Consider the following 25,819-nt stretch of genomic DNA (forward strand, 5'->3'; position numbering starts at 1 on the left):
ACAAGACCGATTCACAAATTTCTTGAAGCTTTCGCGACAGAAAATTGCGCGGAACGCCGTGTCAGCGTAACCTTCCGTCGCTGCATCTACGCTCATGCGTTTCACTGGCTTTAGCGGATTTTCGGTATCTGCCCCTTGCGACCGGCATGCGAAAGCGGCCAAGCTCGCACCGATTTCCCCAGCATAGGCAGACGCATGATTTTCGCTTCCGACAATTGGGCAGGCGCCCATCCCCGTATCGCTGCCGGCCTGTCGGCCCATGCCGACGGCTTCTCCACCGCCTATGGCGACGGTGCCCTCGACAAGACCGTTTACCAGCGCTTCAATGAGATCTTCGAATGCGAGGTCGCGGTGTTTTTCGTCGCCACCGGCACCGCTGCCAATTCGCTGTCGCTGACTACCTATAACAAGCCAGGCGGCATTTCCTTCTGCCATCGCGAATCGCACATCATCGAGGACGAATGCGGTGCACCGGAATATTTCACCGGCGGTTCGCGGCTTTGTACAGTCGAAGGCGCACTCGGCAGGATCGATGCCGGCAATCTGGAACGGGCGGTGGACCGTTTCGCACCCGAAAACGTCCATTCCGGGCGGCCGGTTGCCGTTTCGATCACCCAGTCGACCGAAGTCGGCACCGTCTACACGCTGAACGAAATCGCCAGGATTTCGGCGATCGCAAAGCAGCATGGACTGCCGCTGCACATGGATGGGGCCCGCTTTGCCAATGCGCTCGTCGCGCTGGAAACGACGCCGGCCGAAATGACCTGGAAGCATGGCGTTGACATCCTCTCCTTCGGCGGCACCAAGAATGGCTGTTGGTGCGCCGAGGCGATCGTGCTGTTCGACCTCGAGCGAGCCAAGGAATTGGCCTTTTTGCGTAAGCGCGCGGCCCAGCTGTTCTCGAAATCGCGCTTCATCGCCGCGCAATTCGATGCTTATTTCAGGGGTGGGCTGTGGCTCGACACAGCACGGCACGCCAATGCGATGGCGGCACGGCTTGCCGCGGCGATAGAAGATTCCCCTTCCGCCCGGCTGGCCTGGCTGCCGCAGGCGAACGAGGTCTTCGCGGTCATGAAAAAGGCCGAGGCCGAAAGAATGCAAGCGGCAGGGGCGGCCTTCCACGACTGGCACAGGCCGCTCGGCTACGACGGCTACATCGGCGAAGACGAAGCGCTCTATCGCTTTGTCACCAGCTTCGCGACCACGCCCGACGAGGTCGACCGTTTCGGCTACCTGCTCGCCGGATAGCAAGCCTTGCCCACCAGCAAAAAGAGCGGCGCATTGCTGCACCGCCCTTTCTTCCCGGGGAGTTGGCGTCCCGGAGTTTAGCTGCCTGGCTTAGGCCGCAGTCTTGGCCTCGATCTGCTTGGCCTTGGCCGGAGCCGAGGTGATCGCGATCTTGCGCGGCTTCAGCTCTTCGGGGATGTTGCGCTTGAGGTCGACGAAGAGCAGGCCGTTCTTCAGCGCGGCGCCGACAACCTCGACGTGATCGGCAAGCTGGAAGCGGCGCTCGAAGGCTCGGCTGGCGATACCGCGATAGAGCAGTTCGGAGCCTTCGCCATTGCCTTCCTCCTTGCGCTCACCCTTGACGGTCAGCACATTGCGGTGAGCTTCGATCGAAATCTCATCTTCCGAGAAGCCGGCCACAGCCATCGAGATGCGATAGGCATCCTCGCCCGTGCGCTCGATGTTGTAAGGCGGATACGTCTGCCCTTCCGGCTGCGCAAGCGAATCGAGCATGGTGAACAACCGGTCAAAACCGACGGTCGAACGGTAGAGCGGGGAAAAATCAACGTGACGCATGGTGTGTTCTCCTGTTGAGCAACAAGGTTGCGTATGGCCGGTGCGAAACCCGTGACGGCGTTCCGGATGGGCCAGCGGCCCCGACATTGGCGACCGCATGACAAATTTGGGAAGCCGGCGACGGCATTTCAAGATTTTCCCGCGTCCGAACGGGACCGGTCCCGGCCCACGTCCCGATGCCGATGAACGGCAGATGAACCGTGGCTTCGGCGAGCGTTCAGCCAGGCGGCATTAAAACTGTTCTCGAGATAACGAACAGGTCGCGAAAAAGGCGACACGACGAGGCCGAACCGGGTGTAACGTCCCTTCCTCCCGGTCGACAGAGGCCGGAAGCACGCCAAGGCTGCTTCCGGCCTTACTTTGTTCGCTGCCTGGCGGTCGAGCTCCCCGGCGTCCCAAATTCCTTTGCTTTTGGCGCATGGGCGTTTATGCCTGACTTGCGCCCACGCCGGCACCGACACCAACCAAAAACCGCATGACCGATCTTCTCCACCAGCCCCCTCTCTTCCAGGAAAGTCCGGGCAATCCGCTGCCGGAAAACGCGGCCGGCGGCTTCTTCACCACGCGCGACGGCAAGAAGATCCGCTATGGGCTGTTTGCCGCGGTTGCCCGCCCAATGAAGGGCACCGTCGTCGTCCTGACCGGCCGCAACGAGTGCATCGAGAAGTATTTCGAGACCATTCGCAACCTTGCCGACCGGGGCTTTGGCGTGGCAACCCTCGACTGGCGCGGACAGGGCGCTTCCGACCGGCTGATCGGCGACCGACAGCGCGGCTTCGTCCGGAGCTTCTTCGACTACACCGGCGATCTGGAGCAGTTCTTCGAGGAGATCGTGCTGCCCGATTGCCGAGGACCCTACTACATACTGGCCCACTCGGCCGGCGCGGTGATTGCGCTGCTCGCCGCGCCCTCGATGGCGAACCGCGTGCGCCGCATGGTGCTGATCGCACCGTTCTTCACCGTGCCGGACCTGCCGGTTTCGGTAAAAACCGTCCGCCGCCTCTGTTCGCTGTTCTGCCTTCTCGGCCTTGGCCGGCTCTATGCCGCATGGGGGCCGCGGCCCAAGGAATCGGTGCCCTTCGCCATAAACAAGCTGACCAGCGACCCGGAACGCTATCGGCGCAACACGCTGATCTACGAAACCTATCCGCAGCTGGCGCTCGGCGGACCGACGATCCGCTGGCTGAAGGCGGCCACCGAGGCATCCTTGATCGTCAGCGACCCGGATTTCATGGCCAAGATCCAGGTGCCCTTGCTGATGATCGCCGCCGGCGCCGACCAGGTCGTCTCGACCAGGGCAGTCGAAGCCTATGCGAGACGTCTGCGCGTCGGCTCGCTAGTGATGATCGACGGCGCCCGCCATGAGATCCTCCAGGAAGCCGACCTCTATCGCGAGCAGTTGTTTGCGGCATTCGATGCCTTCATCCCCGGAACCGGCGACGCTGTTTGACCGCTTCGCCGGCGCCCGCCAACAAAGCCCGCACGGGTCGCTTGTCCGGCGCAGCCCCTTATTCCCGTTAAGGCATCGAGCGCTAGGTTGCTGCCAAAGAGAATGGAGGCCATTCGCCGGGAGAAAAACGACCATGAACGCATCGAATACGCTGTCACGTCAGGGGCATCGGCTACTGCAGATTGGCGTCGCGCTGCTGCTGTTTTCGTCATTCGAAGGGTTTGCAATACCGTATCTCGCCGCACCGCGGCTCGGACTGTCCGCGCACACGCTCAGCGCCCTGGAGGGCGTTCTCTTGCTGGCTCTAGGCCTCACATGGTCTAGGCTCAATCTCGGCGCGGCGACGTCGCGGATTGCTTTCTGGCTGCTGATCTATTCGGCTTTGGCGATCCTGGCCGCCTACGTGATCGCCAGCGCCTGGGCGGCCGGCAACGAGACTATGCCGTTGGCGGCCGGAGCCTTCCACGGAAGTGCCTTTCAGGAAGCTGTGATCAAAGGTGTGGCGTATTCGTCCGCGCCGACCGGCCTCATCTCTTTCGTGCTCATTTTGTGGGGCCTGCGTCTCTCGGACGCTTGGCCTGCCGACAGCTAATGCATGTCGCGCAGCGGTTTTGCGATAACATGCATAAAACAAGCGCGTCACATGAGTTCACTCAAACGCGACGCGCTTTGCTTTAGGACCGTACCGCGGTTTCCGTCGGATTTGCGCAAAACAGACGCGTGGGTGCACCGGATGCTCAGCCGCGCAGCGCCGCCATCGCGGCTGCGTGCAGCTCCGGTGTCGCCGCCGCCAGGATGTCGCCGCCGTTTTCCGCCGGCCCGCCTTCGAAGGTGGTGACAACGCCGCCTGCCTTCTCGATGATCGGGATCAGCGCGACGATGTCGTACGGTTTCAATCCGGGATCGGCAACGATATCGACGCTGCCCGCCGCCACCATCGCGAAGGCATAGCAGTCGGTGCCGTAACGGGCGAGCTGGACCTGTTGCTCGAACAGGTCGTAGCGCAGGCGCGCGTCTCCCTTGAACAGCGCCGGCGTGGTGGTGAACAGCGTCGCCTCGGCGAGATTCGTCGTCTTGCGCGTAGCGAGTTTTCGGGAGCCACCGGGACCTTCATAATGCGAGCCGGAGGCATTGGCGTAGAACAACTCGCCGGTGAAGGGCTGCGACATCATGCCGGCGACGGCATCGCCGTCGACCGTCAGCCCGACCAGCGTGCCCCATACCGGCAGGCCGGAAATGAAGGCGCGCGTTCCATCGATCGGATCGATCACCCAGACATGCCGGCTGGAGATGTTTTCGCTGCCATGTTCCTCGCCGAGAATGCCGTGATCGGGGTATTGCGCTGATATCAGCGCCCGGATGGCGCGCTCGGCCTCGCGGTCGGCCTCGGTGACCGGGTCGAAGCTGCCGCGCTCCTTGTTGGTGACCGCGCCCTGGTTGCGGAAGCGCGGCAAGGTCTCGGCTGCGGCGGCACGCGCAATGCGCCGCATGAACTCGATGTTGATGTCCAACTGATTCTCCCGCTCCAGCATGTTTGGAGATACCCGTTTGCCTACGGATTTATGCCGAAACAAGGGCGTTCGGAGCCTTTCGCATGGTGCCAACTGTTGCTCGAATGCAACGCCGCCGTCATGGAAATGCAGTTTCCACTTCACAGTGAATTAAAAAAGCCGGAACGCGCCTTGACATTTGTGCAGCGCACAATACGTTTGTTCTCGGACAGGGGTTCCTGTCCATGCCCTCCTTGGGCGTTTCCTCCCTAGACTTCGACCGTGTCGTGCAAACGATGCGGTCTTTTTTTACGCTGCCGCATGAGCGGCGGTACCGCGATTCCGCGGCTATTCGGCGGCCAGCGGCAGATCCATGAAATTGTGATCGGGCATCGCCATCAGTTCGGCCGAAAACCGCGCCAGATCGTCGGCCAGTGCGTCGAAACCAGCCGATCTCTGGAACGTCCGCTCATTCATGTAGAGCCCGCGATTGACCTCGATCTGCAGCGCATGCAGATGGCGCACGGGGCGGCCATAGTGCTCGGTAATGAAGCCTCCGGCATAGGGCTTGTTGTGGGCGACGCTGTAGCCCATGCCGGTGAGCAGGCCGATCGCCGTCTCGGTCAACGCCGCCGCGGCCGAGATGCCGAAACGGTCGCCGACGATGAAATCCGGCCGCAATCCGCTGTCGCCGACCCTTATGCTTGCCGGCATCGAGTGGCAGTCAATCAGCACGGCGTAGCCGAAGCGCGCATGGGTTCTGGTCAAAAGCCGTTTCAGCGTCTCGTGATAGGGCTTGTAGACCGCTTCGATGCGCGCCACGGCTTCCGCCAGCGGCAAGCGGCCGGAATAGATGTCGAGCCCCTCGCCGACCAGCTTGGGCACGGTGCCGAGCCCGCCGGCCACCCGCGCCGAGCGGATGTTGCAGAATGACGGCACCGGTTCGGCGAACATGCGCGGGTCGAGTTCCCACGGCTCCCGATTGACGTCGAGATAGGCGCGCGGGAAGTTTGCCGCCAGCATCGGCGCTCCGAGCGCGACGGCGCCGCCGAACAATTCCTCGACATAGCAGTCCTCGGAGCGGCGGATGGCGTTGCGGTCCAGCTTGGCCATAGCCATGAACCGGTCCGGATAGTAGCGGCCGCTATGCGGCGAGTTGAAGAGGAAGGGAACGCGCTGTTCGGCGCCCGATCGGATTTCGAAGGGTGGAACGACCGAAAAATCCTCGGCTGCCGTTTTCAATTTGGACGAACCCGGGAATACCAATGCATCATGATGGGAAAGTGCCACCTCGCCGCCCGCATGTCCAGCCGCCGAAGCGCCAGCCAAATCAGGATTGTGCGGCCAACGTTCACTTGATGTTTACCGTCACCTCCTCATATACAGCATGGTTAACGGGCTTGCCGCACGGCATTGTCGGTTGGGTGATTCGGACGGGACAACATGGCACGCATTCTGCTGGCGGAAGACGACGACGACATGCGCCGGTTCCTCGTCAAGGCGCTGGAGCGCGCCGGTTATCAGGTCAGCGATTTCGACAATGGCGCCAGCGCCTATGAGCGGCTGCGCGAGGAACCTTTTTCGCTGCTTTTGACCGACATCGTCATGCCCGAGATGGATGGCATCGAGCTCGCCCGACGCGCCACGGAGATCGATCCCGACCTCAAGGTGATGTTCATCACCGGCTTCGCCGCCGTCGCGCTGAACCCTGATTCCAAGGCGCCGAAAGACGCCAAGGTGCTATCGAAGCCGTTCCACCTGCGCGACCTCGTCAACGAGGTCGAAAAGATGCTGCAGGCCGCCTGACGCGCTTTTTGTCGCGTCTTGACCGACGCCGCAAGCCAGGCGTTCTTTCCCTTTTCCCGCTATTGACGTGCCGAACCAAAAATGGTGTATGCGCGGCTTCGGATGGGCGTGTAGCTCAGCGGGAGAGCACTGCATTGACATTGCAGGGGTCACAGGTTCAATCCCTGTCACGCCCACCATCCAAATAATCCCTCAATTGGCCGTCGGTATTTTTCGTCGACTGATGTTCCCGGCCAATACCGGCCTCAGGCCGCACCGAGGCGCAGATCGCCGGTCTCGACGTGCTCCAGAAACCAGGCATAGGTCTGTTCCAACCCGCTGCGCAGCGAGTAACGCGGGCGCCAGCCGGTGGCGAACAGACGCGACACGTCCATCAGCTTGCGCGGCGTGCCGTCCGGCTTCGTCGCATCGAATGTTATTGCGGCATCGGCGCCGGCGACCGACACGATGGTGCGGGCAAGATCGGCAATGGTGATGTCTTCCCCCGAGCCGACATTGATGTGGCTGTCGCCCGAATAATTCTTCAGCAACCAGACCAGCGCGTCGGCGGCGTCGTCGACATGCAGGAATTCGCGCATCGGCGTGCCTGATCCCCACACCTCCAGGCTCTTGCGGCCGGCGCGTCTGGCCTCGTGCGCCTTGCGCATCAGAGCGGGCACGACATGGCTGGAATTGAGGTCGAAATTGTCGCCCGGACCGTAGAGATTGGTCGGCATCGCCGAGATGTAGTCGACGCCGTACTGGCGCCGATAGGCCTGGCACAGTTTCAGCCCGGCGATCTTGGCGATCGCATACCATTCGTTAGTGGGTTCGAGCGGCCCGGTCAGCAAGGCGTCCTCGGAGATCGGCTGCGCCGCGAATTTGGGATAGATGCAGGATGAACCGAGAAACAGCAGCTTCTGCACCTCGTTGCGGAAGGCGCTGTCGATGACATTGTTCTGCATGACGAGATTGTCCTGCAGAAAATCGACCGGAAGCCTGTTGTTGGCCAGGATACCGCCAACCTTGGCCGCCGCCATCACCACTGCATCCGGCTTGCGGTCGGCCATCCAGCGCCGCACGCCGGCCTGGTCGAGAAGATCGATCTCGGCGCGCGAGGCGGTCAGGACCTCGCAATCCTCGTCGGCCAATCGGCGCAGGATGGCCGAGCCGACCATGCCGCGATGTCCGGCCACGAAAACGCGCTTACCCTGAAGGTCGAAGGTCATCAGCTTACCCCAATGCAGAACGGCAGCTATGCCAGTTGGCCGGCGGAGCGCCGGATCGGCTTCTCTGTTGCCGGACGCATACCGCATACAGATTTGCCCAGACAAGGCAAATCGCAAAGCCACCCGAAGCAACCTTTGGATCGGACGCTGTAGCGCTCGCGATCAGACGCCCGCTACCGCGCACAGGCTTGTCATTCTGGCAATGGCAAGCCCGGGGTCGGCCAGCAACCCTGCCTGGTCGGCAAGGCGAAAGACATCGGCATAGTGACGGACGCCGCGCGCCGATTGCATGCCGCCGACCATCGAAAAATGCTCCTGATGGCCGTTCAGCCATGCCATGAAGACGATGCCGGCCTTGTAGTATTCGGTCGGCGCCTCGAAGATCTTGCGCGACAGCGGCACTGTCGGGGCCATCAGCGCGTCGTAGCCCGCGCGGTCGCCGTCGGCCAGCTTTGCCAGCGCCGCATTGGCGACCGGCGCGATGGCATCGAAAATGCCGAGCAGCGCGTGCGAATGTCTGTCGCCGTCGCCGGCGATCAGCTCGGGGTAATTGAAATCGTCGCCGGTGAACATCAGCACGCCCTCGGGCAGCCGATCCCTGAGCGCAATCTCCTTGCCGGCATCGAGCAGCGATATCTTTATGCCTTCGACCTTGCCGGCATGGCATTCGATGATCGCGACCACCGTCTCCAGCGCAGTTTCGAGGTCGCTGCTGCCCCAGTAGCCTTTCAGCGCCGGGTCGAACATGTCGCCCAGCCAGTGCAGGATGACCTTGCCGGAGGCCTGGGACAGGATGCGGTCGTAGACGCCGATATAGTCGTCGGGGCCTTTGGCGACCGCCGCCAGCGCCCGGCTGGCCATCATGATCGCCTTGCCGCCAAGCCCTTCGATGAAGCCGAGCTGTTCTTCATAGGCCGCGATGACATCGTCTAGCCTGCTGGCGCCCCCCGGCGCCAGATGGTCGGTGCCGGCGCCCGACGCAAGATCGGCGCCTTCGACGCTGCGCGCCTCGGCGATCGAGCGGCGGATCAATTCCTTGGCATTCGCCCAGTCGAAACCCATGCCGCGCTGAGAGGTGTCCATCGCTTCGGCGACACGGAAGCCAAGCCGCCAGAGGTGACGGCGAAACGCCATCGTCTTGTCCCAGTCGACCGCGGGCCTCGACCACGGATCGGTCATGGCGAGGGGATCGGCAACTACATGGGCGGCGGCGTAGGCGATGCGCGAGAAGCGAGCGCCGGCCACAGGCTGCACCGGCTGGCCGACAAGCCGGTAGCGGACACGGCCGGCGCCTTCCCCGGGCAAGGTGATGTCCATGGCTCTCTCCCTTACCAACGCCTATTAAATGGAACGTTCCAACAAATCAAGAATATTTTGCCGCCTGCCTCGTGCAGCGAAAATTGCTGCATCGCAGTAGCCGAAAGCCCTGCTTGCTGGAGGATTGCGCCGCCGAGCCGCATTTTTTCCCGGCTTCGCAAAAACGCGATTGACTTAAATGCGCCGCATGGATTAGATCGTTCCAATAAAATCGCACAAGAAACCACCGGGAGGACAGATCTGGATGGCCAGCCGGGCCAAGGCAACGATACTCGACATCGCCCGTGAGGCGGGCGTGTCCAAATCGACGGTATCGCTGGTGCTGCAAGGCAGCGGGCTGATCCGGCCCGAAACCGCGCTCAAGGTGCGCAAGGCGATCGAGGACGTCGGCTATGTCTACAACCGCGGCGCCGCCAATCTGCGCAAGGCCCATTCCAACGTCATCGGCATGGTCATCAACGATCTCACCAATCCGTTTTTCGCCGAGCTCGCGGTCGGCATGGAGCGCGTCTTCCAGTCGGCCGGCGTCGTGCCTTTCATCGCCAATACGGCCGAAAACCCGGTGCGCCAGGAAGAGGTTCTGAAATCGCTGATGGAGCAGGGTGTCGCCGGGCTCGTCGTGTCGCCGGCGCGCGGCACCACGCCTGGCGCGTTCCGCCGCCTTGAGACCGCAGGCGTTCCGGTCGTCTTCGTCATGCGCCGCCTCCCCGAAAGCCGTATCCCGGTGATCACGCCCGACAATCATCGCGGCGCTTATCTTGCCACCGCCCATCTGATCGGCAAGGGCCACAGCCGGCTGGCCTTCTTCGGCGGCTCGTCCGACCTTGTCGTCTATCACGAACGCCTGGGGGGCTTTCGCGAGGCCTGTGAAGCGCTCGGCATCGATCCGGCCGACAGACTGGTCTTCGAGGGCGAAACCAGCCGCAAGGGCGGTATTGCCTGCCTGGAAACCGCACTTGCCATGGCCGCGCCGCCGACCGCGGCCCTTTGCTTCAACGATGCGGTCGCCTTCGGCGTCTTGCTGGCGCTGCGCAAGCGCGGCCTGGAACCCGGCGCGGACTTTGCCGTCGTCGGCTTCGACGACGTCCCCGAGGCCGAGCACTATATGCCGGCGCTGACCAGCGTCGCGGTGAACACCGCCGGCCTCGGCGAGCGCGCCGCCCATGTCGTGCTGAAGATGATCCAATCGCGCACCACGCGCGCCGAGGATCATATCGGCGCCGTCAACCTCGTGGTCAGGGAAAGCTGCGGCCCCGATCGCAAGGAGCATGGCTGCGCAGGAATGGGAGACGCGGCATGACCGTCAGTTGGGGGCTGATCGGCGCCAGCACGATCGCAAGACAGTTCATGATCGGCGCCATCCGCGCGCAGCCGGACGGCGAGATCGCCGCAGTGATGAGCTCCAGCCCGGAGCGGGCTACCGCCTATGCTCTGGAAAACCGCATTCCGGCGGCGGTCGCGACGATTGATGAATTGCTCGGCTCCGACATCGACGCCGTCTACATCTCGACCACCAACGAATTGCATCTCGAACAGGCACTCGCCGCCATCGAGGCGGGAAAGCATGTGCTTTGCGAAAAACCACTGGCGCTGACCAGCGCCGACGCGCGCAAGATGGTCGCGGCGGCCAGGGCCGCCGGCGTCGTGCTCGGCACCAATCACCATCTGCGCAATGCCGGCTCGCATCGGGCGATGCGCGAAGCGATCGCTGGCGGCCGCATCGGCAGGCCGATCGCCGCGCGCGTCTTCCACTCCGTCTATCTGCCGGAAAACCTGCAGGGCTGGCGCATCACCAGGCCGGACGCCGGCGGCGGCGTGGTGCTCGACATCACCGTCCACGATGCCGACACGCTGCGCTTCGTGCTCGGCGACGATCCGGTCGAGATCTCGGCATTCACGCAATCGGCCGGCATGGCCGCCGGCGGGCTGGAAGACGGCGCCATGTGCCTCTGGCGCTTCGCATCGGGCGTCATCGCCCAGTCGCACGAGGGCTTTACCACCAAATTCGCCGGCAGCGGCTTCGAGGTGCATGGCAGCGAAGGCTCGCTGATCGCCAAGGACGTGATGACGCAGAAGCCGCTCGGCTCTGTGTTGCTTCGCACGGCACAGGGTGAGGAGGAATTGAGCTTCGACCGCGAAGACCTCTATGCCCGTTCGCTGCGCCAATTCCACGCGGCGATCCGCGGCGAGGGCCAGCCGTCCGCCACCGGCGAGGACGGCGTCTGGTCGCTGACATCAGCCGAAGCGGCATTGCAATCGGCCAGGTCCGGCAAGGCCGTTGCCATCGACCCGAAGCTCGGGAGCGCAGCGTGAGCAAGCTCGTTTCCGCGGCTGAGGCTGCCGGCCTGATTAGGGATGGCGTGGTCGTTTCCGTGTCGTCGTCGAGCGGCCTCGGCTGCCCGGATGCGGTGCTTGCCGCGATCGGCGAGCGCTTCGACGCCGACGGCCATCCCAGGGACATTACGACGCTGCACCCGATCGCCGCTGGTGACATGTACGGCATCAAGGGCATCGACCATGTAGCCAAGCCCGGCCTGTTGAAGCGCACTTTGTGCGGTTCCTATCCGTCCGGCCCGTCATCTTCCGAACCGCCGCAGATCTGGAAGATGATCGGCAACAATACGGTTGCCGCCTACAACGTGCCGTCCGGTATCCTGTTCGACATGCATCGTGAGGCCGCCGCCAAGCGCCCCGGCGTGCTGACCAAGGTCGGGCTCGACACCTTTGCCGACCCGCGCCACCAGGGCTGCGCCATGAATGCTGCCGCCAGCGAGCCGATCGTTTCGGTGCAGCAGTTCGACGGCGAGGAATGGCTCTATTTCCGCTCGATCGTACCGCAGGTCGCGATCATCCGCGCCACCACGGCCGACGAGCGCGGCAACCTTACCTATGAGCATGAAGGTGCCTATCTCGGCGGCCTCGAACAGGCGCTGGCCGCCCGCAACAATGGCGGCATCGTCATCGCGCAGGTCAAGCGCGTCGTCGAGAACGGCACGCTGAAGCCGCACGATGTGCGCGTGCCCGGCGTGCTGGTCGACCATATCGTGGTGGCGCCCGACCAGTTGCAGACGACGCTGACGCCCTACGATCCGGCCATCTCCGGCGAGATTTTCCGGCCGCTGTCGAGCTTTCGCAACGCCGAGATGAACGTCCAGAAGGTCATTGCGCGCCGCGTCGCCATGGAGCTTGCCGACGGCATGGCGGTCAATATCGGCTTCGGCATCTCGGCCAATGTGCCGCGCATCCTGCTCGAGGAAGGCCAGCACGGCAAGGTCACCTGGGTCATCGAACAGGGTGCGGTCGGCGGCGTGCCGCTGCTCGACTTCAAGTTCGGCTGCTCGTCGAACGCCGACGCCTTCATGCCCTCGCCGCACCAGTTCATCTATTTCCAGGCCGGCGGCTTCGACGCCTCGCTGCTGTCCTTCCTGCAGATCGACCGGCACGGCTCCGTCAATGTCTCGAAGCTTTCGGCGCGGCCCCACGTCACCGCCGGCGCCGGCGGCTTCGTCGACATCACCGCGCGGGCGAAGAAGATCGTCTTTTCCGGTTTCTTCAATGCCGGCGCCAAGTTGTCGCTTGCCGGTGGCGGCATCCGCATCGACCAGGAGGGCAAGGTCAAGAAAGTCGTCGGTGAGGTCGAGCATATCTCCTTCTCGGGCAAGCGTGCCGTCGCGCAGGGACAGGATATCACCTATGTCACCGAGCGCTGCGTGATGAAGCTGACGCCTGCGGGGCTGATGGTGACCGAGTTGGCGCCGGGCATCGACCTCGAGCGCGATGTGCTGGCGCAGGCCGAGATCCCGCTCGCCGTCGCCAACGACCTGAAAGTGACGCCGGATGCGCTCTACCGGGACCGGCCGATCGGCCTGTCGCTCAATGGCGGCGCGTCGCTTGGAGGCGCACATGGCTGAGCGTCTGGTAACCTTTGAAACCGACGGCGCCATCGGCATTGTCACGCTGCGCCGGCCGGAGAAATTCAACGCGCTCGATATTCCGATGCTGCGGGCGCTGGAAGCGGCACTCGACGAGGCCGAGACAGCAACCGGCGTCCGCGTCGTGCTGGTCTGCGGCGAAGGCAAGGGCTTTTGCGCCGGCGGCGACGTCGAGGCTTGGGCAGAAATGAGCGCTGCCGATTTCCAGGTGCAATGGGTGCGCTACGGCCACCGCGTCTTCGACCGGCTGGCGCGGCTGCGGCAGCCCACGATCGCCGTTCTTGCCGGCCATGCGCTGGGCGGCGGGCTGGAACTGGCGGCGGCTTGCGACTTTCGCGTGGCGGAAACGCAGGTGAAGTTGGGGTTCCCCGAAACCTCGATCGGCGTCGTTCCCGGCTGGTCCGGCACACAGCGCGCCGTGCGCCGCTTCGGCGCGCAGGCAGTGCGGCGGATGGCGCTCGGCGGCGAGGTGTTTCTGGCGACCGAGGCTCTTGCTCTGGGGATTGTCGACCGGGTGGTCGACACCGGCAAGGCGTTCGCCGAAGCCAAGGCCTGGGCCGGCAAGATCGCCGAGCGCGGGCCACTGGCAACCGAGGCCGCCAAGCTGATGATTGCCATTGCGGAAAGCGAGGAGAGTGCTGCCGCGACCGAAGCGCTGGCCAGCAGCTTCATCGCGCAGACAAACGATCTCAGGGCCGGCGTCGAGGCTTTCAAGGCCAAGCAGAAGCCGGCCTTCTCAAGATCTTAGGAACCTGAAACTCACATGAACGCACCTCTCAACATCGCCATGCCCGCCGAGGCAGCCGCAGCGCCGAAAAACTACCGGCTGCTGATCGGCGGCAGGTTCGTCGACGCCCAGGACGGCCGCACGCTGGAGCGCAGCAGCCCTGGCCACGGCTTCACCGTCTCGCGCTATGCACAAGCCGGCGCGGCGGACGTGGAGGCTGCGGTACAGGCCGCGCACAGGGCCTTCGAGACCGGCCCGTGGCCGCGCATGAAGGCCGCCGAGCGCGCCGCGATCCTGCTCAAGGCTGCTGACCTGATCGAGGCGCGGCTGGACGAGATTGCCCGGCTCGACGCACTGGAATCCGGCAAGCCGATTGCGCAGGCGCGCGGCGAGATCGGCGGCGCCGTCGATATCTGGCGTTATGCCGCGGCACTTGCCCGCACGCTTCACGGCGAAAGCTACGCCAATCTCGGCGATGCCATGCTCGGCGTCGTGTTGCGCGAACCGATCGGCGTCGTCTCCATCATCACGCCGTGGAATTTCCCGTTCCTTATCGTCAGCCAGAAACTACCCTTCGCGCTCGCCGCCGGCTGCACGGCGGTGGTCAAGCCGAGCGAGATGACCTCGGCCTCGACCTTTGTGCTCGGCGAGATCCTGATGCAGGCCGGCCTGCCGGATGGCGTCGTCAACATCCTTGCCGGGTTGGGCGCCGATGTCGGCGCACCGATGGTCAGCCATCCGCTGGTCGAGATGGTGTCGTTCACCGGCTCCACCCGCGTCGGCAAGATGACCATGGCGTCTGCCGCCAACTCGCTGAAGAAACTCGCGATGGAGCTCGGCGGCAAGAACGGCCAGATCGTCTTTCCCGATGCCGACCTCGAGGCCGCCGCCGACGCAGCGGTGTTCGGCGGCTTTTTCAATGCCGGCGAATGCTGCAATGCCGGCAGCCGGCTGATCGTCCATGAGGCGATCGCCGACGAGTTCCTCGGCGCCGTCAATGCCCTCACCGCCAAGGTGATTGTCGGCGACCCGCTCGACGACCGCACCAAGGTCGGCGCGATGATCTCCGCCGACCATATGGCCAAGGTCACCGGCTACGTGACGGCAGCGGAAAACGGCGGCGGCCGGATCTGTAGCGGCGGCAATCAGCTTGCTTCGAGCGCCGGCCAGTATCTTGATCCGACCATCGTTCGCGATGTCACCGAAGACATGGCCATTGCACGCGAGGAAGTGTTCGGTCCGGTGCTCTCGGTGCTGACTTTTGAATCGATTGAAAGGGCGTTGCACATCGCCAACAACACGCCCTATGGTCTGTCGGCGGGCGTGTGGAGCGCCAGCATCGATACCTGCATGTCGGTGGCGCGGAATGTGCGTTCGGGAACCGTTTGGGTGAACACGTTCATGGAGGGTTACCCCGAGCTGCCTTTCGGCGGCTACAAGCAGTCCGGTCTCGGACGCGAACTCGGCAAGCGCGCCGTCGAGGATTATACCGAGGAAAAGACAATCCAGTTTCATCGCGGCCAGCGCACCGGATGGTGGGTCGGCTGAGTTGGGAAGAACCCGGCGGGCATCCGCCGGTCGTGTAAGTTCAACAAGGGAGGAAGTACATGTTGCGCAAACTGCTTATCGGGACGGCTCTCGCATCGGGCGTTGCGTTCGCGGCCCATGCCGAGGACGTCAAGGAAGTCCAGATGCTGCATTGGTGGACGTCGGGCGGCGAAGCTGCCGCTCTGAACGTGCTCAAGCAGGATCTGGCCAAGGAAGGCTTGGCCTGGAAGCACGTGCCGGGGGCGGGCGGCGGCGGCGACGCCGCCATGACCGCGCTGAAGGCGATGGTGGCAGCGGGCAACTACCCGACCGCCTCGCAGATGCTTGGCTATACCGTGCTCGATTACGCCGCAGCCGGCGTTATGGGCGACCTGACCGAGACGGCGATAAAGGAAGGCTGGGACAAGTCCGTTCCCGCGGCCCTGCAGAAATTCTCCGTCTATGACGGCAAGTGGGTCGCGGCTCCGGTCAACGTCCACTCGGTCAACTGGCTATGGATCAACAAGGCGGTGATGGACAAGATCGGCGGCACCGAGCCCAAGACCTTCGACGACTTCATTGCGTTGCTGGACAAAGCCAAGGCGGCGGGCGTCATCCCGCTCGCGCTGGGCGGCCAGAACTGGCAGGAAGCGACAATGTTCGACTCAGTCGTGCTGTCGACCGGCGGGCCTGAGTTCTACAAGAAGGCCTTCAACGACCTCGACGAGGAGTCGCTGAAGTCCGACACGATGAAGAAGTCGTTCGACAATCTCGCCAAGCTCGTCACCTATGTCGACCCGAACTTCTCGGGCCGGGACTGGAACCTCGCCACCGCCATGGTCATCAAGGGCGATGCGCTGGTGCAGGTGATGGGTGACTGGGCCAAGGGCGAATTCAACGCCGCCAAGAAGGTCCCGGGCACCGACTTCCTGTGCTACCGCTTCCCGGGCACCGACGGCAGCGTCGTCTACAACTCCGACATGTTCGGCATGTTCAACGTTCCGGAGGACCGCAAGGCCGCCCAGATCGCCCTGGCCACCGCCACGCTGTCGAAGAGCTTCCAGTCGGCCTTCAACGTCGTCAAGGGCTCTGTTCCGGCCCGCACCGACGTGCCGGACACCGATTTCGACGCTTGCGGCAAGAAGGGCATGGCCGACCTGAAGGCCGCCAATGAAGGCGGCACGCTGTTCGGTTCGCTGGCGCAGGGCTATGGCGCGCCTCCCGCGGTTGCCAACGCCTACAAGGATGTCGTCTCGAAATTCGTGCACGGCCAGATCAAGACCTCGGACGAGGCCGTGACCCAACTGGTCAGCGCGATCGAAGACGCCAAGTAAGGCACCCGCCCATGTGAATGATCTCCCCGGCGCAAGCCGGGGAGATCCCCTGCGGCGAGGTTTTGCGGTTGCGCCGACCGGCACGCTTTCGTGCCGCAGAGCCCGAGACAGCAGAATTCCGGACCCGCCATACGGAATGGACAGATGAGCACAGTTGCTGAAACCAGTATCACGCTGACGCCGGAGCACGATGCCCGTCCGGGCGCCACGGTGCGCTCGCGCCTTCAGAATGCGCTGCCGAAGCTCGTGCTGGCGCCGAGCTTCGCCGCCACAATCGTCTTCGTCTACGGCTTCATCCTGTGGACGATCTATCTGTCCTTCACCAATTCCAAGACCTTTCCCTCCTATGCGATCACCGGGCCACGCGCCTATCAGCGGCTATGGCGCTGGACTTTCGAAAGCGATCCGCCGTCCTCCTGGTACACGTCGATCACCAATATGGGGATTTTCGGCTTCCTCTACATTTCCATCTGCCTGGCGCTCGGCCTGTTCCTGGCGATCCTGCTCGACCAGAAGATCCGCGGCGAAGGTGTGCTGCGGCCGATCTACCTCTACCCGATGGCACTGTCGTTCATCGTCACCGGCGTTGCCTGGAAATGGTTTCTGGACCCCGGCCTCGGCCTCGAGCAGACACTGCACCAATGGGGCTGGACGAGCTTCCATTTCGACTGGATCAAGAACAAGGATTTCGTCATCTACACGGTGGTCATCGCCGGCGTCTGGCAGGCGTCGGGCTTCATCATGGCGATGTTCCTGGCCGGCCTGCGCGGCATCGACGGCGAGATCCTGAAGGCGGCGCAGATCGACGGCGCCACCACCTTCCAGCTCTACCGTCGCATCGTCATCCCGCTGCTGCGGCCGATCTTCCTGTCCGCCTTGATCGTCCTCGCGCATCTCGCCATCAAATCCTACGATCTGGTGGTCGCGCTGACCAGCGGCGGGCCGGGCGGTTCGGCCTGGCTGCCGTCCAACTTCATGTATGAGTACACCTTCAAGCGCAACGAGATGGCCGTCGGCTCGGCCAGCGCCGTGATCATGCTGATGACCATCACCGCGATCATCGTTCCCTATCTCTATTCCGAGCTTCGGGAGAAGCCGCGATGAGCGCCGTGGCCACTCCTGCTCGCCAGAGCACTGGCGGTATCAGCGCCAGGACGGTCAACCGTATTGTCATCTACGGGCTGCTGGCGCTGTTCGCGCTGTTCTATCTGATGCCGCTGTTCGTCATGCTTGTGACCTCGTTCAAGACCATGGACGAAATCCAGAACGGCAACATGCTGGCGCTGCCGCAGGAGCCGACCTTCGCACCTTGGATAAGGGCGTGGAGCGAGGTTTGCTCGGGTCTCACCTGCGTCGGCATGAAGGGTTATTTCTGGAACTCGATCAAGATGGTGGTTCCGGCCGTCATCATCTCGACCCTGCTCGGCGCGCTCAACGGCTATGTGCTGACGAAGTGGCGCTTTCGCGGGGCGACGCTGGTGTTCGGGCTGATGCTGTTTGCCTGCTTCATTCCGTTCCAGTCCGTCCTCTTGCCGATGGCAACGATCCTCGGCAGCCTCGGCCGGTTCGGCGTCAAGCTGCAGAACGCGACCGGCCTCACCTTCGGCTTCGGCAATCCGACCGTGAACCTGGTGTTCGTTCACGTCGTCTACGGCATCGGCTTCACCACCCTGTTCTTCCGCAATTATTACGAAGCGTTTCCGAACGAGCTGGTGAAGGCGGCGCAGATCGACGGCGCCAGCTTCTTCCAGATCTTCCGGCGCATCATGCTGCCCAACTCGCTGCCGATCATCGTGGTGACGGTGATCTACCAGTTCACCAACATCTGGAACGACTTCCTCTTCGCTTCCGCCTATGCCGGCTCAGGCGACGTGATGCCGATGACGGTGGCGCTGAACAATGTCGTCAACACCTCGACCGGCGTCGTCGAATACAACGTCAACATGGCGGCGGCGATGATCGCCGCGCTGCCGACGCTCCTCGTATACGTGCTCGCCGGCCGCTATTTCGTGCGCGGCCTGATGGCCGGCGCCGTCAAAGGATAATCGCATGGCTTTTCTGGAAATTGACGGGCTGAAGAAGCGTTTCGGAGCGGTCGAGATCCTGAAAGGCATCGACCTCGACCTGGAAAAGGGCGGCTTCCTCGTGCTGGTCGGGCCTTCCGGTTGCGGCAAGTCCACGCTGCTCAACACTATTGCCGGCCTGGAAACCATCACCGAAGGGGAAATCCGCGTCGACGGACGCACGATCAACGATCTCCACCCCTCCAAGCGCGACATCGCCATGGTCTTCCAGAGCTACGCGCTCTATCCGAACATGACGGTTGCCGGCAATATCGCCTTCGGCATGGAGATGCGCGGCGTGCCGGCCGGCGAGCGCCAGAAGGCGATCGACAAGGTGGCGAAGGTCCTGCAGATCGGCCATTTGCTGAAGCGCAAGCCAAGCCAGCTCTCCGGCGGCCAGCGCCAGCGCGTCGCCATGGGCCGGGCGCTGGTGCGCGATCCAAAGCTGTTCCTGTTCGACGAGCCTTTGTCCAATCTCGACGCCAAGCTGCGTGTCGACATGCGCATCGAGATCAAGCGCCTGCACGCCACCACCGGCACCACCATCGTCTACGTCACCCACGACCAGATCGAGGCGATGACGCTGGCCACCAAGATCGCGGTGATGCGCGACGGCGAGGTGCAGCAGTTCGGCACGCCAGCCGAAATCTATAACAATCCGGTCAACCTGTTTGTTGCCGACTTCATGGGCTCGCCGGCGATGAACCTGATCCCGGCGACGATCGGCAGCAACGGCAGCGGCTTCTCCGTCGTCATGGAGCGCGAGGCGCGCCAGCCGATCTCGCTGCCGCTGGGCAATGCGCCGGCCGGCCTGTCGGCATTCCAGGGAAAACCGATCATCTTCGGCGTCCGCCCGGAAGCACTGACCGATCCCGAGGGTGCCGAACGCAACGCCTCGAACATCGCCCGCGCCGACTGTCACATCGAGGTCATCGAGCCGGCCGGCTCGGATACGTTCGCGGTCACCAATCTCGGCGGCAAGGCGGTGGTGGCGCGGCTGCGCGCCGATGCCAAAATCCAGCCCGGCACGGTCACGCCGCTCGCCTTCAACCTGACCAAGGCGGTGTTCTTCGATCCGGCGACCGAGAAACGCATCGTCTAACGGCCATGACAAATCCCGACATCGTCATCATCGGCTCCGGCATAGGCGGCGCCACGATCGCCTCCGGCCTTGCCGGCAGTGGCGCCTCGATCCTGATGCTGGAGCGCGGCGAAGCCCTGCCGGCAACGCCGCACACACGCGACACCCGCGCGATCTTCGTCGATGGTCATTATCGGCCGAAGGAGATGTGGCTCGAGGCCGGCGGAGCGCCTTTCAACCCGGGCAATTACTACTATGTCGGCGGCAATTCGAAATTCTACGGCGCTGTGCTGATCCGCTACCGCAGGGAAGACTTTTCGGAGATGGAGCACTATGGCGGCATCTCGCCGGCCTGGCCGTTTTCCTATGAGGAATTCGAACCCTGGTATTCCAGGGCCGAGCAGCTTTTTCGCGTGCGCGGTGCACTCGGCGAAGACCCGACCGAGCCGTTCCACTCTACGCCCTACCCTTTCGGGCCGGTACCAGACGAGCCGCCGATCGCGCGTGCGCGCGCCGAGTTGAAGAGCCTAGGCCTGCATCCGGCATCGCTGCCGCTCGGCGTCGACATCGAAGCCTGGCTGAAAGATGGCAGCACGCCGTGGGACGCGTTTCCCAACACCGGGACCGGCAAGATCGACGCGCAATCCGGGCCGTTGGCAGCAGCCCTTGCCGATCAGAATATCCGGCTTGAGACCGGCGCCCATGTCGAATATCTCGAGGCATCGCCGGACGCCAGGACGATCGAGACCGTCCATTACCGCCAGAACGGTGCGCTGAAGAAAGTCGCGCCGAAGCTGGTGATCCTGTCGGCCGGCGCGGTCAATTCAGCCGCCGTCCTGCTGCGTTCGCCTTCCCCTTCTTCCAAGGGCAAGGGAGGTGGCAAAGGCCTGGCCAACCGTTCCGACCAGGTCGGCCGCAACTTCATGAACCACAATTCGAGCGCCATGCTGGCGATCGATCCGCGCCGCAGGAACAAGTCCGTCTACCAGAAGACGCTGATGCTGAACGATTATTATCTGTCCGACGGCAAGGGCGGCAAACCGCTCGGCAACGTCCAGCTTCTAGGCAAAGTCGACGGCAACATCCTCAAGGCCAATGTCAGGCGCGCGCCCAAATTCGCGCTGGATTTCATGGCCGGCCACGCCGTCGACTGGTATCTGATGTGCGAGGACCTGCCCGATCCCGACAGCCGCATCATGGTCGACGGCAAGGACATCGTCATGCAGTGGCGGCGCTCCAACATGCAGTCGCTCGACGGACTGACCAAGGTGATGCGCGAGAATTTCCGCGCCTGCGGCTATCCGATCGTCCTGTCACGTCCGTTTGACAAGCGCACGCCCTCACATCAGTGCGGCACGGTGAAGATGGGCAACGATCCAGCGACCTCGCCGCTGGATCCGTTCTGCCGCTCCTTCGACCACAGCAATTTGTTCGTCGTCGATGCTGGCTTCCTGCCGAATTCGGCCGCCGTCAATCCGGCGCTGTCGATCGCCGCACAGGCGCTGCGCGTCGCCGATCATATCCGCAAGACGGAGCTTGCAACATGAGCCGCCCGGCAGCGATCGTCACCGGCGGCGCGCGCGGCATCGGCCTTGCCTGTGCCGAGGCGCTGGCCGGCGCAGGCTTCGACATCCTCGTCGCCGACCTTGCAGACGAAGCCGCAGACGGGCTCGCCGCCGACATCACCGGGCGCGGCGCGAAATTCGCCTATGTCAGCTGCGACATCGCCGACCTCGACGGCCACGCAGCGCTGATTGATGCCGCGACAAGCGCCTTCGGCCGCATCGACTGCCTGGTCAACAATGCCGGCATCGGCACTGTCCTGCGCGGCGATCTGCTCGAGCTCAAGCCGGAAAATTTCGACCGGGTGCTCGGCATCAATCTGCGCGGCACCGTATTCCTCAGCCAGGCCGTCGCCAAAGCGATGCTCGGCCTGCCAAGCGATGGTGCGAGATCGATCATCACCATCACTTCGGTCAGCGCCGCCATGGCCTCGCCGGAACGTTCCGATTACTGCATCTCCAAGGCTGGGCTTTCGATGTGGGTGAAGAACCTGGCACTGCGGCTCGCCGCCGAAAATATCGCCGTGTTCGAGGTGCGCCCGGGCATCATCCGCACCAACATGACCGCCGGTGTGACCGCCAAATATGACGGGCTGATCGACGGCGGGCTGGTGCCGGCGATGCGCTGGGGCGAGAGCGAAGATATCGGTGCCGCCGTGGCGGCGCTCGCCGGCGGCAAGTTCGGCTTTTCGACCGGCTCGGTCATCAATGTCGACGGTGCGCTGTCGGTGCCGAGGCTATGAACAGGTGACGCCATGACCGACTACATAATCGTCGGCGCCGGCCCGGCCGGGTGCGTACTCGCCAACCGGTTGAGCGAAGATCCGTCGCATCAGGTGCTGCTGCTCGAAGCCGGCGGCAAGGACTGGCATCCGCTGATCCACATGCCGGCCGGTTTTGCCAAGATGACCAAGGGCATCGCCGCCTGGGGCTGGTCGACAGTGCCGCAAAAGCATATGAAAGACCGCGTCTTCCGATACACTCAGGCCAAGGTGATCGGTGGCGGCTCTTCGATCAACGCCCAGATCTACACGCGCGGCAACGCCCGCGACTACGACGCCTGGGAGAAGGAAGAAGGCCTTGCTGGCTGGGGCTATCGCGACGTACTGCCCTATTTCAAGCGCGCCGAGAACAATCAACGTTATGCCAACGATTTCCACGGCGACCAAGGCCCGCTCGGCGTGTCGAACCCGATCGCGCCGCTGCCGATCTGCGAGGCCTATTTCCGTGCCGGACAGGAGATGGGCATCCCCTTCAATCCCGACTTCAACGGGGTAGCCCAGGAGGGCGTCGGTTACTATCAGCTGACGCAGAAGGACGCGAAGCGCTCCTCCGCCTCTGTCGCCTATCTCCGGCCGATCCGCGAGCGAAAGAATCTCACCGTCAGGACCGGCGTTCTGGTGACACGCATCGTCGTCGACAAGGGCCGCGCCGTTGGCGTCGAGATCGTCGACAGGCCGGGCGGCCAGCCAACGATCCTGCGCGCCGAGCGCGAGGTGATCGTCTCGTCCGGCGCCATCGGCTCGCCGAAGCTTTTGCTGCAGTCGGGCATCGGCCCGGCCGACCATCTGGAGGCGGTCGGCGTGACACCGGTGCACGATCTGCCCGGCGTCGGCTCCAATCTCCAGGATCATCTCGACCTGTTCGTCATCGCCGAATGCACCGGCGATCACACCTACGACAACTACGCCAAGCTGCACTGGACGGCTTGGGCCGGCCTGCAGTATCTGCTCCTGAAGAAAGGCCCGGTAGCCTCCAGCCTGTTCGAGACCGGCGGCTTCTGGTACGCCGATCCGACCGCCGCCTCTCCCGATATCCAGCTGCATCTCGGCCTCGGCTCCGGCATCGAGGCCGGCGTCGAGAAGCTGAACAATCCGGGCGTGACATTGAACTCGGCCTTCCTGCGCCCGCGCTCGCGCGGCACCGTGCGGCTGAACAGTGCCGACCCGGCCGACCGCCCGTTGATCGATCCGAACTATTGGTCCGATCCCTATGACCGCGACATGTCGATCAAGGGGCTGAGGCTGGCGCGCGAGATCATGCGGCAGAAGGCGCTGCAGCCCTATGTACTGCGCGAGGTACTGCCGGGACCCGACCTGCAGAGCGGCGACGAGCTGTTCGACTACGCCTGCCGCAGTTCCAAGACCGACCACCACCCGGTCGGCACCTGCCGCATGGGCCACGATGCGATGAGCGTGGTAACGCCAGATCTCAGGCTGCGCGGTATCGAGGGCCTGCGCGTCTGCGACGCCTCGGTGATGCCGCGCATCCCCTCCTCCAACACCAATGCCCCGACGATCATGGTTGGCGAAAAAGGCGCCGATCTGATCCTTGGCCGCGAGCCGCTGCCGCCGGCGGTGTTTTCCACCAACCGAGCGGCATGAGGGACAAAGAATGATCAGGCACTGTGTCTTCGTCAGATTTCGCAACGATGCCGCCGACGCCGAGCGCGCGGCAATCCATGCCGATCTCGAAGTGTTGCGGGCCGTGATCGACGGCATGGGCAAGGTCGAATTCAGCGCCAATACCAGCCCGGAACCCTTCGCCCGCGGCTTCACGCACGGCTTCACCATCGACTTTCGCGACGCTGCGGCACGCGATGCCTATCTGGAGCATGAAGCGCATCAGCGAGCCGGCGCAAAACTGGTCGCGGCGCTCGAAGGCGGCACCGACGGGCTGATGGTGTTTGATCTGGAGATCGCGTGACTATCCCATTCTCAGCGCAACGACGCCGGCAACGATGCTAAGCACCGCGGCACCTCGCCATGCCGTCATCTTCTCGCCGAGCGCGAACACCGAGATCATCATGGCGAACAGGATCGATGTTTCGCGCAGCGACGCCACCGAGGCGATCGGCGCCTTGGTCATCGCCCACATCACGATCCAGTAGGCGCCGCCGCTGAGCACGCCGGTATAGATTCCGGCCTTCCAGTCGCGCGCCAGCACCGGCAGCGCCTGTGGGCCGCGAGAGACGACGCATAGCACCAGCGCCCACAGCGCATCGCAGACGAACAGCCAGGCGGCATAACTCGACGCGGTGGCGGCCAGCCGCGCGCCGCTGCCGTCCGACAGCGTGTAGCTGGCGATGAAGATCGATGTGCCCAACGCGAAACCGACGGCGCGCAGGTTCAATTTCTCCAGATGCGCGCCGCCGCGAAACGACAGCACCAGCGTGCCCGCCGACAACAAGAGGATGCCGAGAATGGCGAGCGGCGCCGGCATCTCGGCAACCACCACAACGCCCCCCAAAGCGGCCAGCAATGGCGCGGTGCCGCGCGCCAGCGGATAGGTCTGGGCGAAATCGCCGGCCTTGTAGGCGCCGATCAGGAACGTCCTGTAGCCCATGTGGAAGACAACCGAGGCGAGGATGTATGGCCACACTTCCGGCTTCGGCACCTCGACGAAAGGCAACGTCACCAGCGCAGCGGCACCCATGCCGAGCGTCATCAGTGTGATCGACAGGAAACGGTCGAGGTGGACCTTGACCAGCGCGTTCCAGATCGCATGCATGGAAGCGGCGGCGAGCACCGCGAAAAAGACAAACAGGCTCATCGGCGGTTCATCCGCCGCCCGTCCCGATGACGATCGGCGTCTCCAGGTCGATATCGACCCAGAGCGGAAAATGGTCGGAAGCGATTTGGCCGATATCGGCGCTGACCGAGCGCACGCGCCCGGCAAACATGCCGCCGACGAAGCAATGGTCGAGCCGGCGCTTTGCCAGCCTGCCATCGATAGTCTTCACATGGGTGTGGAAATCCGCTGTCGGTTCCATTGCGACGGCGGCGACATCGACAAAACCGTCGAGATAGGCGGCACCGCGATGATAGGGCGCGCTGCCGACAATGCGCCGGTACTCGGCGCTATCCGGCTCCATGTTGAAGTCGCCCAACCAGATCGCCGCTACGGGGTTTTCTGGCTCCTGTTCGCCATTGCTCCAGTTGCGCGCCGGCTCGTCGTCGGCGCCGCTCCATGGGCCGCCCTCGGACGGCGCGCGGCGATGCTCGGCGAGCAAATAGTCGATCTGCTCCAGCCGCTCCTCGGCCGCGATATGCGCCAGATGCAACGACAGCACCCGCACCGGACCGGCAGGGGTGCGGATCATGCATTCGAGTGCGGCATTGCGGGTGTTGAGCGGCCGCAGCGTGCGCCTGAGCGGCAGCGTATGCAGCCGCGACCAGACGATCGGAAGCTTCGACAGAACCATGGTGCCGAATTGCCGCCGCCGGTTGACGATGCGGCCTTCACGCCGGTGGCTGGCATCCATGTCGAAGGCCGGCCCGTAGACCCAATGGTAGTCGGGCAGAAATTGCGAAAGAAGTTCCGGCTGGTCGTCCTCGTTGCTGCGCAACCAGTGCCGTTCCACCTCCTGCAAGGCGATGATGTCGGCGCCGGCCACGACCTTGGCACAACGCGCCAGGTCGTAGCGGCCATCGCTGCCGAAGCCGTACTGGATGTTATAGCTGACCAGCTTCATTGCTTATCCGGCTCAGTTTCCTGCTGGCAGTAGCCGTTCGCTGAC

The 25,819-nt window shown here is 63.7% G+C and carries 24 protein-coding genes and 1 tRNA gene; 18 read left to right on the forward strand and 7 right to left on the reverse strand.

Annotation, left to right across the window (positions count from 1 at the left end):
* Positions 1–195: 195 nt before the first annotated feature.
* A complete protein-coding gene (locus NKI72_RS09155) occupies positions 196–1,248 on the forward strand; it encodes a threonine aldolase family protein (RefSeq protein WP_352501928.1) in 1,053 nt (350 codons plus the stop codon).
* Positions 1,249–1,338: 90 nt separating this feature from the next.
* On the opposite strand, the gene NKI72_RS09160 is transcribed toward NKI72_RS09155, so the two are convergent.
* On the reverse strand, positions 1,339–1,803 hold the full coding sequence (locus tag NKI72_RS09160; RefSeq protein ID WP_023675381.1) for an Hsp20 family protein: 465 nt from the start codon (positions 1,801–1,803) through the stop codon (positions 1,339–1,341).
* A gap of 475 nt (positions 1,804–2,278) precedes the next feature.
* Here NKI72_RS09160 and NKI72_RS09165 point away from each other — a divergent pair, with 475 nt between their 5' ends.
* Both NKI72_RS09165 and NKI72_RS09170 read left to right on the forward strand, forming a co-directional pair.
* Positions 2,279–3,253 carry an alpha/beta fold hydrolase gene (locus NKI72_RS09165; RefSeq protein WP_352818154.1) on the forward strand — a complete coding sequence of 325 codons (975 nt, stop codon included), beginning with the start codon at positions 2,279–2,281 and terminating at the stop codon, positions 3,251–3,253.
* Positions 3,254–3,386: 133 nt separating this feature from the next.
* Positions 3,387–3,845, forward strand: a complete 459-nt coding sequence (locus tag NKI72_RS09170; protein ID WP_352469520.1) for a styrene oxide isomerase — start codon at positions 3,387–3,389, stop codon at positions 3,843–3,845.
* Between the two features lie 145 nt (positions 3,846–3,990).
* On the opposite strand, the gene hisN is transcribed toward NKI72_RS09170, so the two are convergent.
* Both hisN and NKI72_RS09180 read right to left on the reverse strand, forming a co-directional pair.
* Positions 3,991–4,764, reverse strand: coding sequence for a histidinol-phosphatase (gene hisN, locus NKI72_RS09175; RefSeq protein WP_352448234.1), 774 nt, complete (start codon positions 4,762–4,764; stop codon positions 3,991–3,993).
* A 327-nt stretch (positions 4,765–5,091) separates the two neighbouring features.
* Positions 5,092–6,033: an N-formylglutamate amidohydrolase gene (locus NKI72_RS09180; protein ID WP_352539364.1), complete on the reverse strand. Its 942-nt coding sequence runs from the start codon at positions 6,031–6,033 to the stop codon at positions 5,092–5,094.
* Between the two features lie 153 nt (positions 6,034–6,186).
* Here NKI72_RS09180 and cpdR point away from each other — a divergent pair, with 153 nt between their 5' ends.
* Together cpdR and NKI72_RS09190 are read left to right on the forward strand one after the other, a co-directional pair.
* Positions 6,187–6,549 (forward strand): cell cycle two-component system response regulator CpdR, encoded by a 363-nt coding sequence (cpdR, locus tag NKI72_RS09185; protein WP_006199474.1) that lies wholly within the window; start codon positions 6,187–6,189, stop codon positions 6,547–6,549.
* Between the two features lie 104 nt (positions 6,550–6,653).
* Positions 6,654–6,728 (forward strand) — tRNA-Val (locus NKI72_RS09190).
* A 66-nt stretch (positions 6,729–6,794) separates the two neighbouring features.
* Here NKI72_RS09190 and fcl read toward each other — a convergent pair.
* Both fcl and NKI72_RS09200 read right to left on the reverse strand, forming a co-directional pair.
* Positions 6,795–7,757, reverse strand: coding sequence for a GDP-L-fucose synthase (fcl, locus tag NKI72_RS09195; RefSeq protein ID WP_352814368.1), 963 nt, complete (start codon positions 7,755–7,757; stop codon positions 6,795–6,797).
* Between the two features lie 162 nt (positions 7,758–7,919).
* Positions 7,920–9,074, reverse strand: coding sequence for a dihydrodipicolinate synthase family protein (locus NKI72_RS09200; RefSeq protein ID WP_352832464.1), 1,155 nt, complete (start codon positions 9,072–9,074; stop codon positions 7,920–7,922).
* A gap of 244 nt (positions 9,075–9,318) precedes the next feature.
* On the opposite strand from NKI72_RS09200, the gene NKI72_RS09205 reads away from it, so the two are divergent.
* From NKI72_RS09205 to NKI72_RS09265, 13 genes are all read left to right on the forward strand, one after another.
* A complete protein-coding gene (locus NKI72_RS09205) occupies positions 9,319–10,374 on the forward strand; it encodes a LacI family DNA-binding transcriptional regulator (protein ID WP_352832466.1) in 1,056 nt (351 codons plus the stop codon).
* Entirely contained in the window at positions 10,371–11,387 is a 1,017-nt protein-coding gene (locus tag NKI72_RS09210; protein ID WP_352832469.1) for a Gfo/Idh/MocA family protein, read from the forward strand. The genes NKI72_RS09205 and NKI72_RS09210 overlap by 4 nt, the downstream gene beginning before the upstream one ends.
* Positions 11,384–12,985 carry an acyl CoA:acetate/3-ketoacid CoA transferase gene (locus NKI72_RS09215; RefSeq protein WP_352832471.1) on the forward strand — a complete coding sequence of 534 codons (1,602 nt, stop codon included), beginning with the start codon at positions 11,384–11,386 and terminating at the stop codon, positions 12,983–12,985. Before NKI72_RS09210 ends, NKI72_RS09215 begins: the two co-directional genes overlap by 4 nt.
* Positions 12,978–13,754 (forward strand): enoyl-CoA hydratase/isomerase family protein, encoded by a 777-nt coding sequence (locus tag NKI72_RS09220; RefSeq protein WP_352832474.1) that lies wholly within the window; start codon positions 12,978–12,980, stop codon positions 13,752–13,754. Before NKI72_RS09215 ends, NKI72_RS09220 begins: the two co-directional genes overlap by 8 nt.
* A gap of 15 nt (positions 13,755–13,769) precedes the next feature.
* The gene (locus NKI72_RS09225; protein WP_352832477.1) at positions 13,770–15,281 is read left to right on the forward strand and encodes an aldehyde dehydrogenase family protein; all 1,512 of its coding nucleotides are present in this window, start codon (positions 13,770–13,772) and stop codon (positions 15,279–15,281) included.
* Between the two features lie 59 nt (positions 15,282–15,340).
* Positions 15,341–16,594, forward strand: coding sequence for an ABC transporter substrate-binding protein (locus NKI72_RS09230; RefSeq protein WP_352850068.1), 1,254 nt, complete (start codon positions 15,341–15,343; stop codon positions 16,592–16,594).
* 144 nt (positions 16,595–16,738) lie between these two features.
* Positions 16,739–17,698 carry a carbohydrate ABC transporter permease gene (locus NKI72_RS09235; RefSeq protein ID WP_352469510.1) on the forward strand — a complete coding sequence of 320 codons (960 nt, stop codon included), beginning with the start codon at positions 16,739–16,741 and terminating at the stop codon, positions 17,696–17,698.
* The gene (locus NKI72_RS09240; protein ID WP_023675367.1) at positions 17,695–18,639 is read left to right on the forward strand and encodes a carbohydrate ABC transporter permease; all 945 of its coding nucleotides are present in this window, start codon (positions 17,695–17,697) and stop codon (positions 18,637–18,639) included. The genes NKI72_RS09235 and NKI72_RS09240 overlap by 4 nt, the downstream gene beginning before the upstream one ends.
* Before the next feature lie 4 nt (positions 18,640–18,643).
* Complete coding sequence (locus NKI72_RS09245) at positions 18,644–19,759, forward strand: ABC transporter ATP-binding protein (protein WP_023675366.1); 1,116 nt, start codon at positions 18,644–18,646, stop codon at positions 19,757–19,759.
* Between the two features lie 5 nt (positions 19,760–19,764).
* Positions 19,765–21,285, forward strand: a complete 1,521-nt coding sequence (locus NKI72_RS09250; protein ID WP_352612924.1) for a GMC oxidoreductase — start codon at positions 19,765–19,767, stop codon at positions 21,283–21,285.
* Positions 21,282–22,043 carry a 3-ketoacyl-ACP reductase gene (locus tag NKI72_RS09255; protein ID WP_352612926.1) on the forward strand — a complete coding sequence of 254 codons (762 nt, stop codon included), beginning with the start codon at positions 21,282–21,284 and terminating at the stop codon, positions 22,041–22,043. The genes NKI72_RS09250 and NKI72_RS09255 overlap by 4 nt, the downstream gene beginning before the upstream one ends.
* 12 nt (positions 22,044–22,055) lie before the next feature.
* Positions 22,056–23,684: a GMC family oxidoreductase gene (locus tag NKI72_RS09260; RefSeq protein WP_352832482.1), complete on the forward strand. Its 1,629-nt coding sequence runs from the start codon at positions 22,056–22,058 to the stop codon at positions 23,682–23,684.
* Between the two features lie 10 nt (positions 23,685–23,694).
* Positions 23,695–24,006 carry a Dabb family protein gene (locus NKI72_RS09265; protein WP_352612930.1) on the forward strand — a complete coding sequence of 104 codons (312 nt, stop codon included), beginning with the start codon at positions 23,695–23,697 and terminating at the stop codon, positions 24,004–24,006.
* Here NKI72_RS09265 and NKI72_RS09270 read toward each other — a convergent pair whose 3' ends face one another.
* Both NKI72_RS09270 and NKI72_RS09275 read right to left on the reverse strand, forming a co-directional pair.
* Positions 24,007–24,852 (reverse strand): EamA family transporter, encoded by an 846-nt coding sequence (locus NKI72_RS09270; protein WP_352539371.1) that lies wholly within the window; start codon positions 24,850–24,852, stop codon positions 24,007–24,009.
* 7 nt (positions 24,853–24,859) lie between these two features.
* The gene (locus NKI72_RS09275; RefSeq protein WP_352612932.1) at positions 24,860–25,774 is read right to left on the reverse strand and encodes an endonuclease/exonuclease/phosphatase family protein; all 915 of its coding nucleotides are present in this window, start codon (positions 25,772–25,774) and stop codon (positions 24,860–24,862) included.
* Positions 25,775–25,819 lie beyond the last annotated feature (45 nt).

It is taken from the genome of Mesorhizobium sp. M0437, assembly GCF_040321335.1.
Taxonomy (GTDB): Bacteria; Pseudomonadota; Alphaproteobacteria; order Rhizobiales; family Rhizobiaceae; genus Mesorhizobium.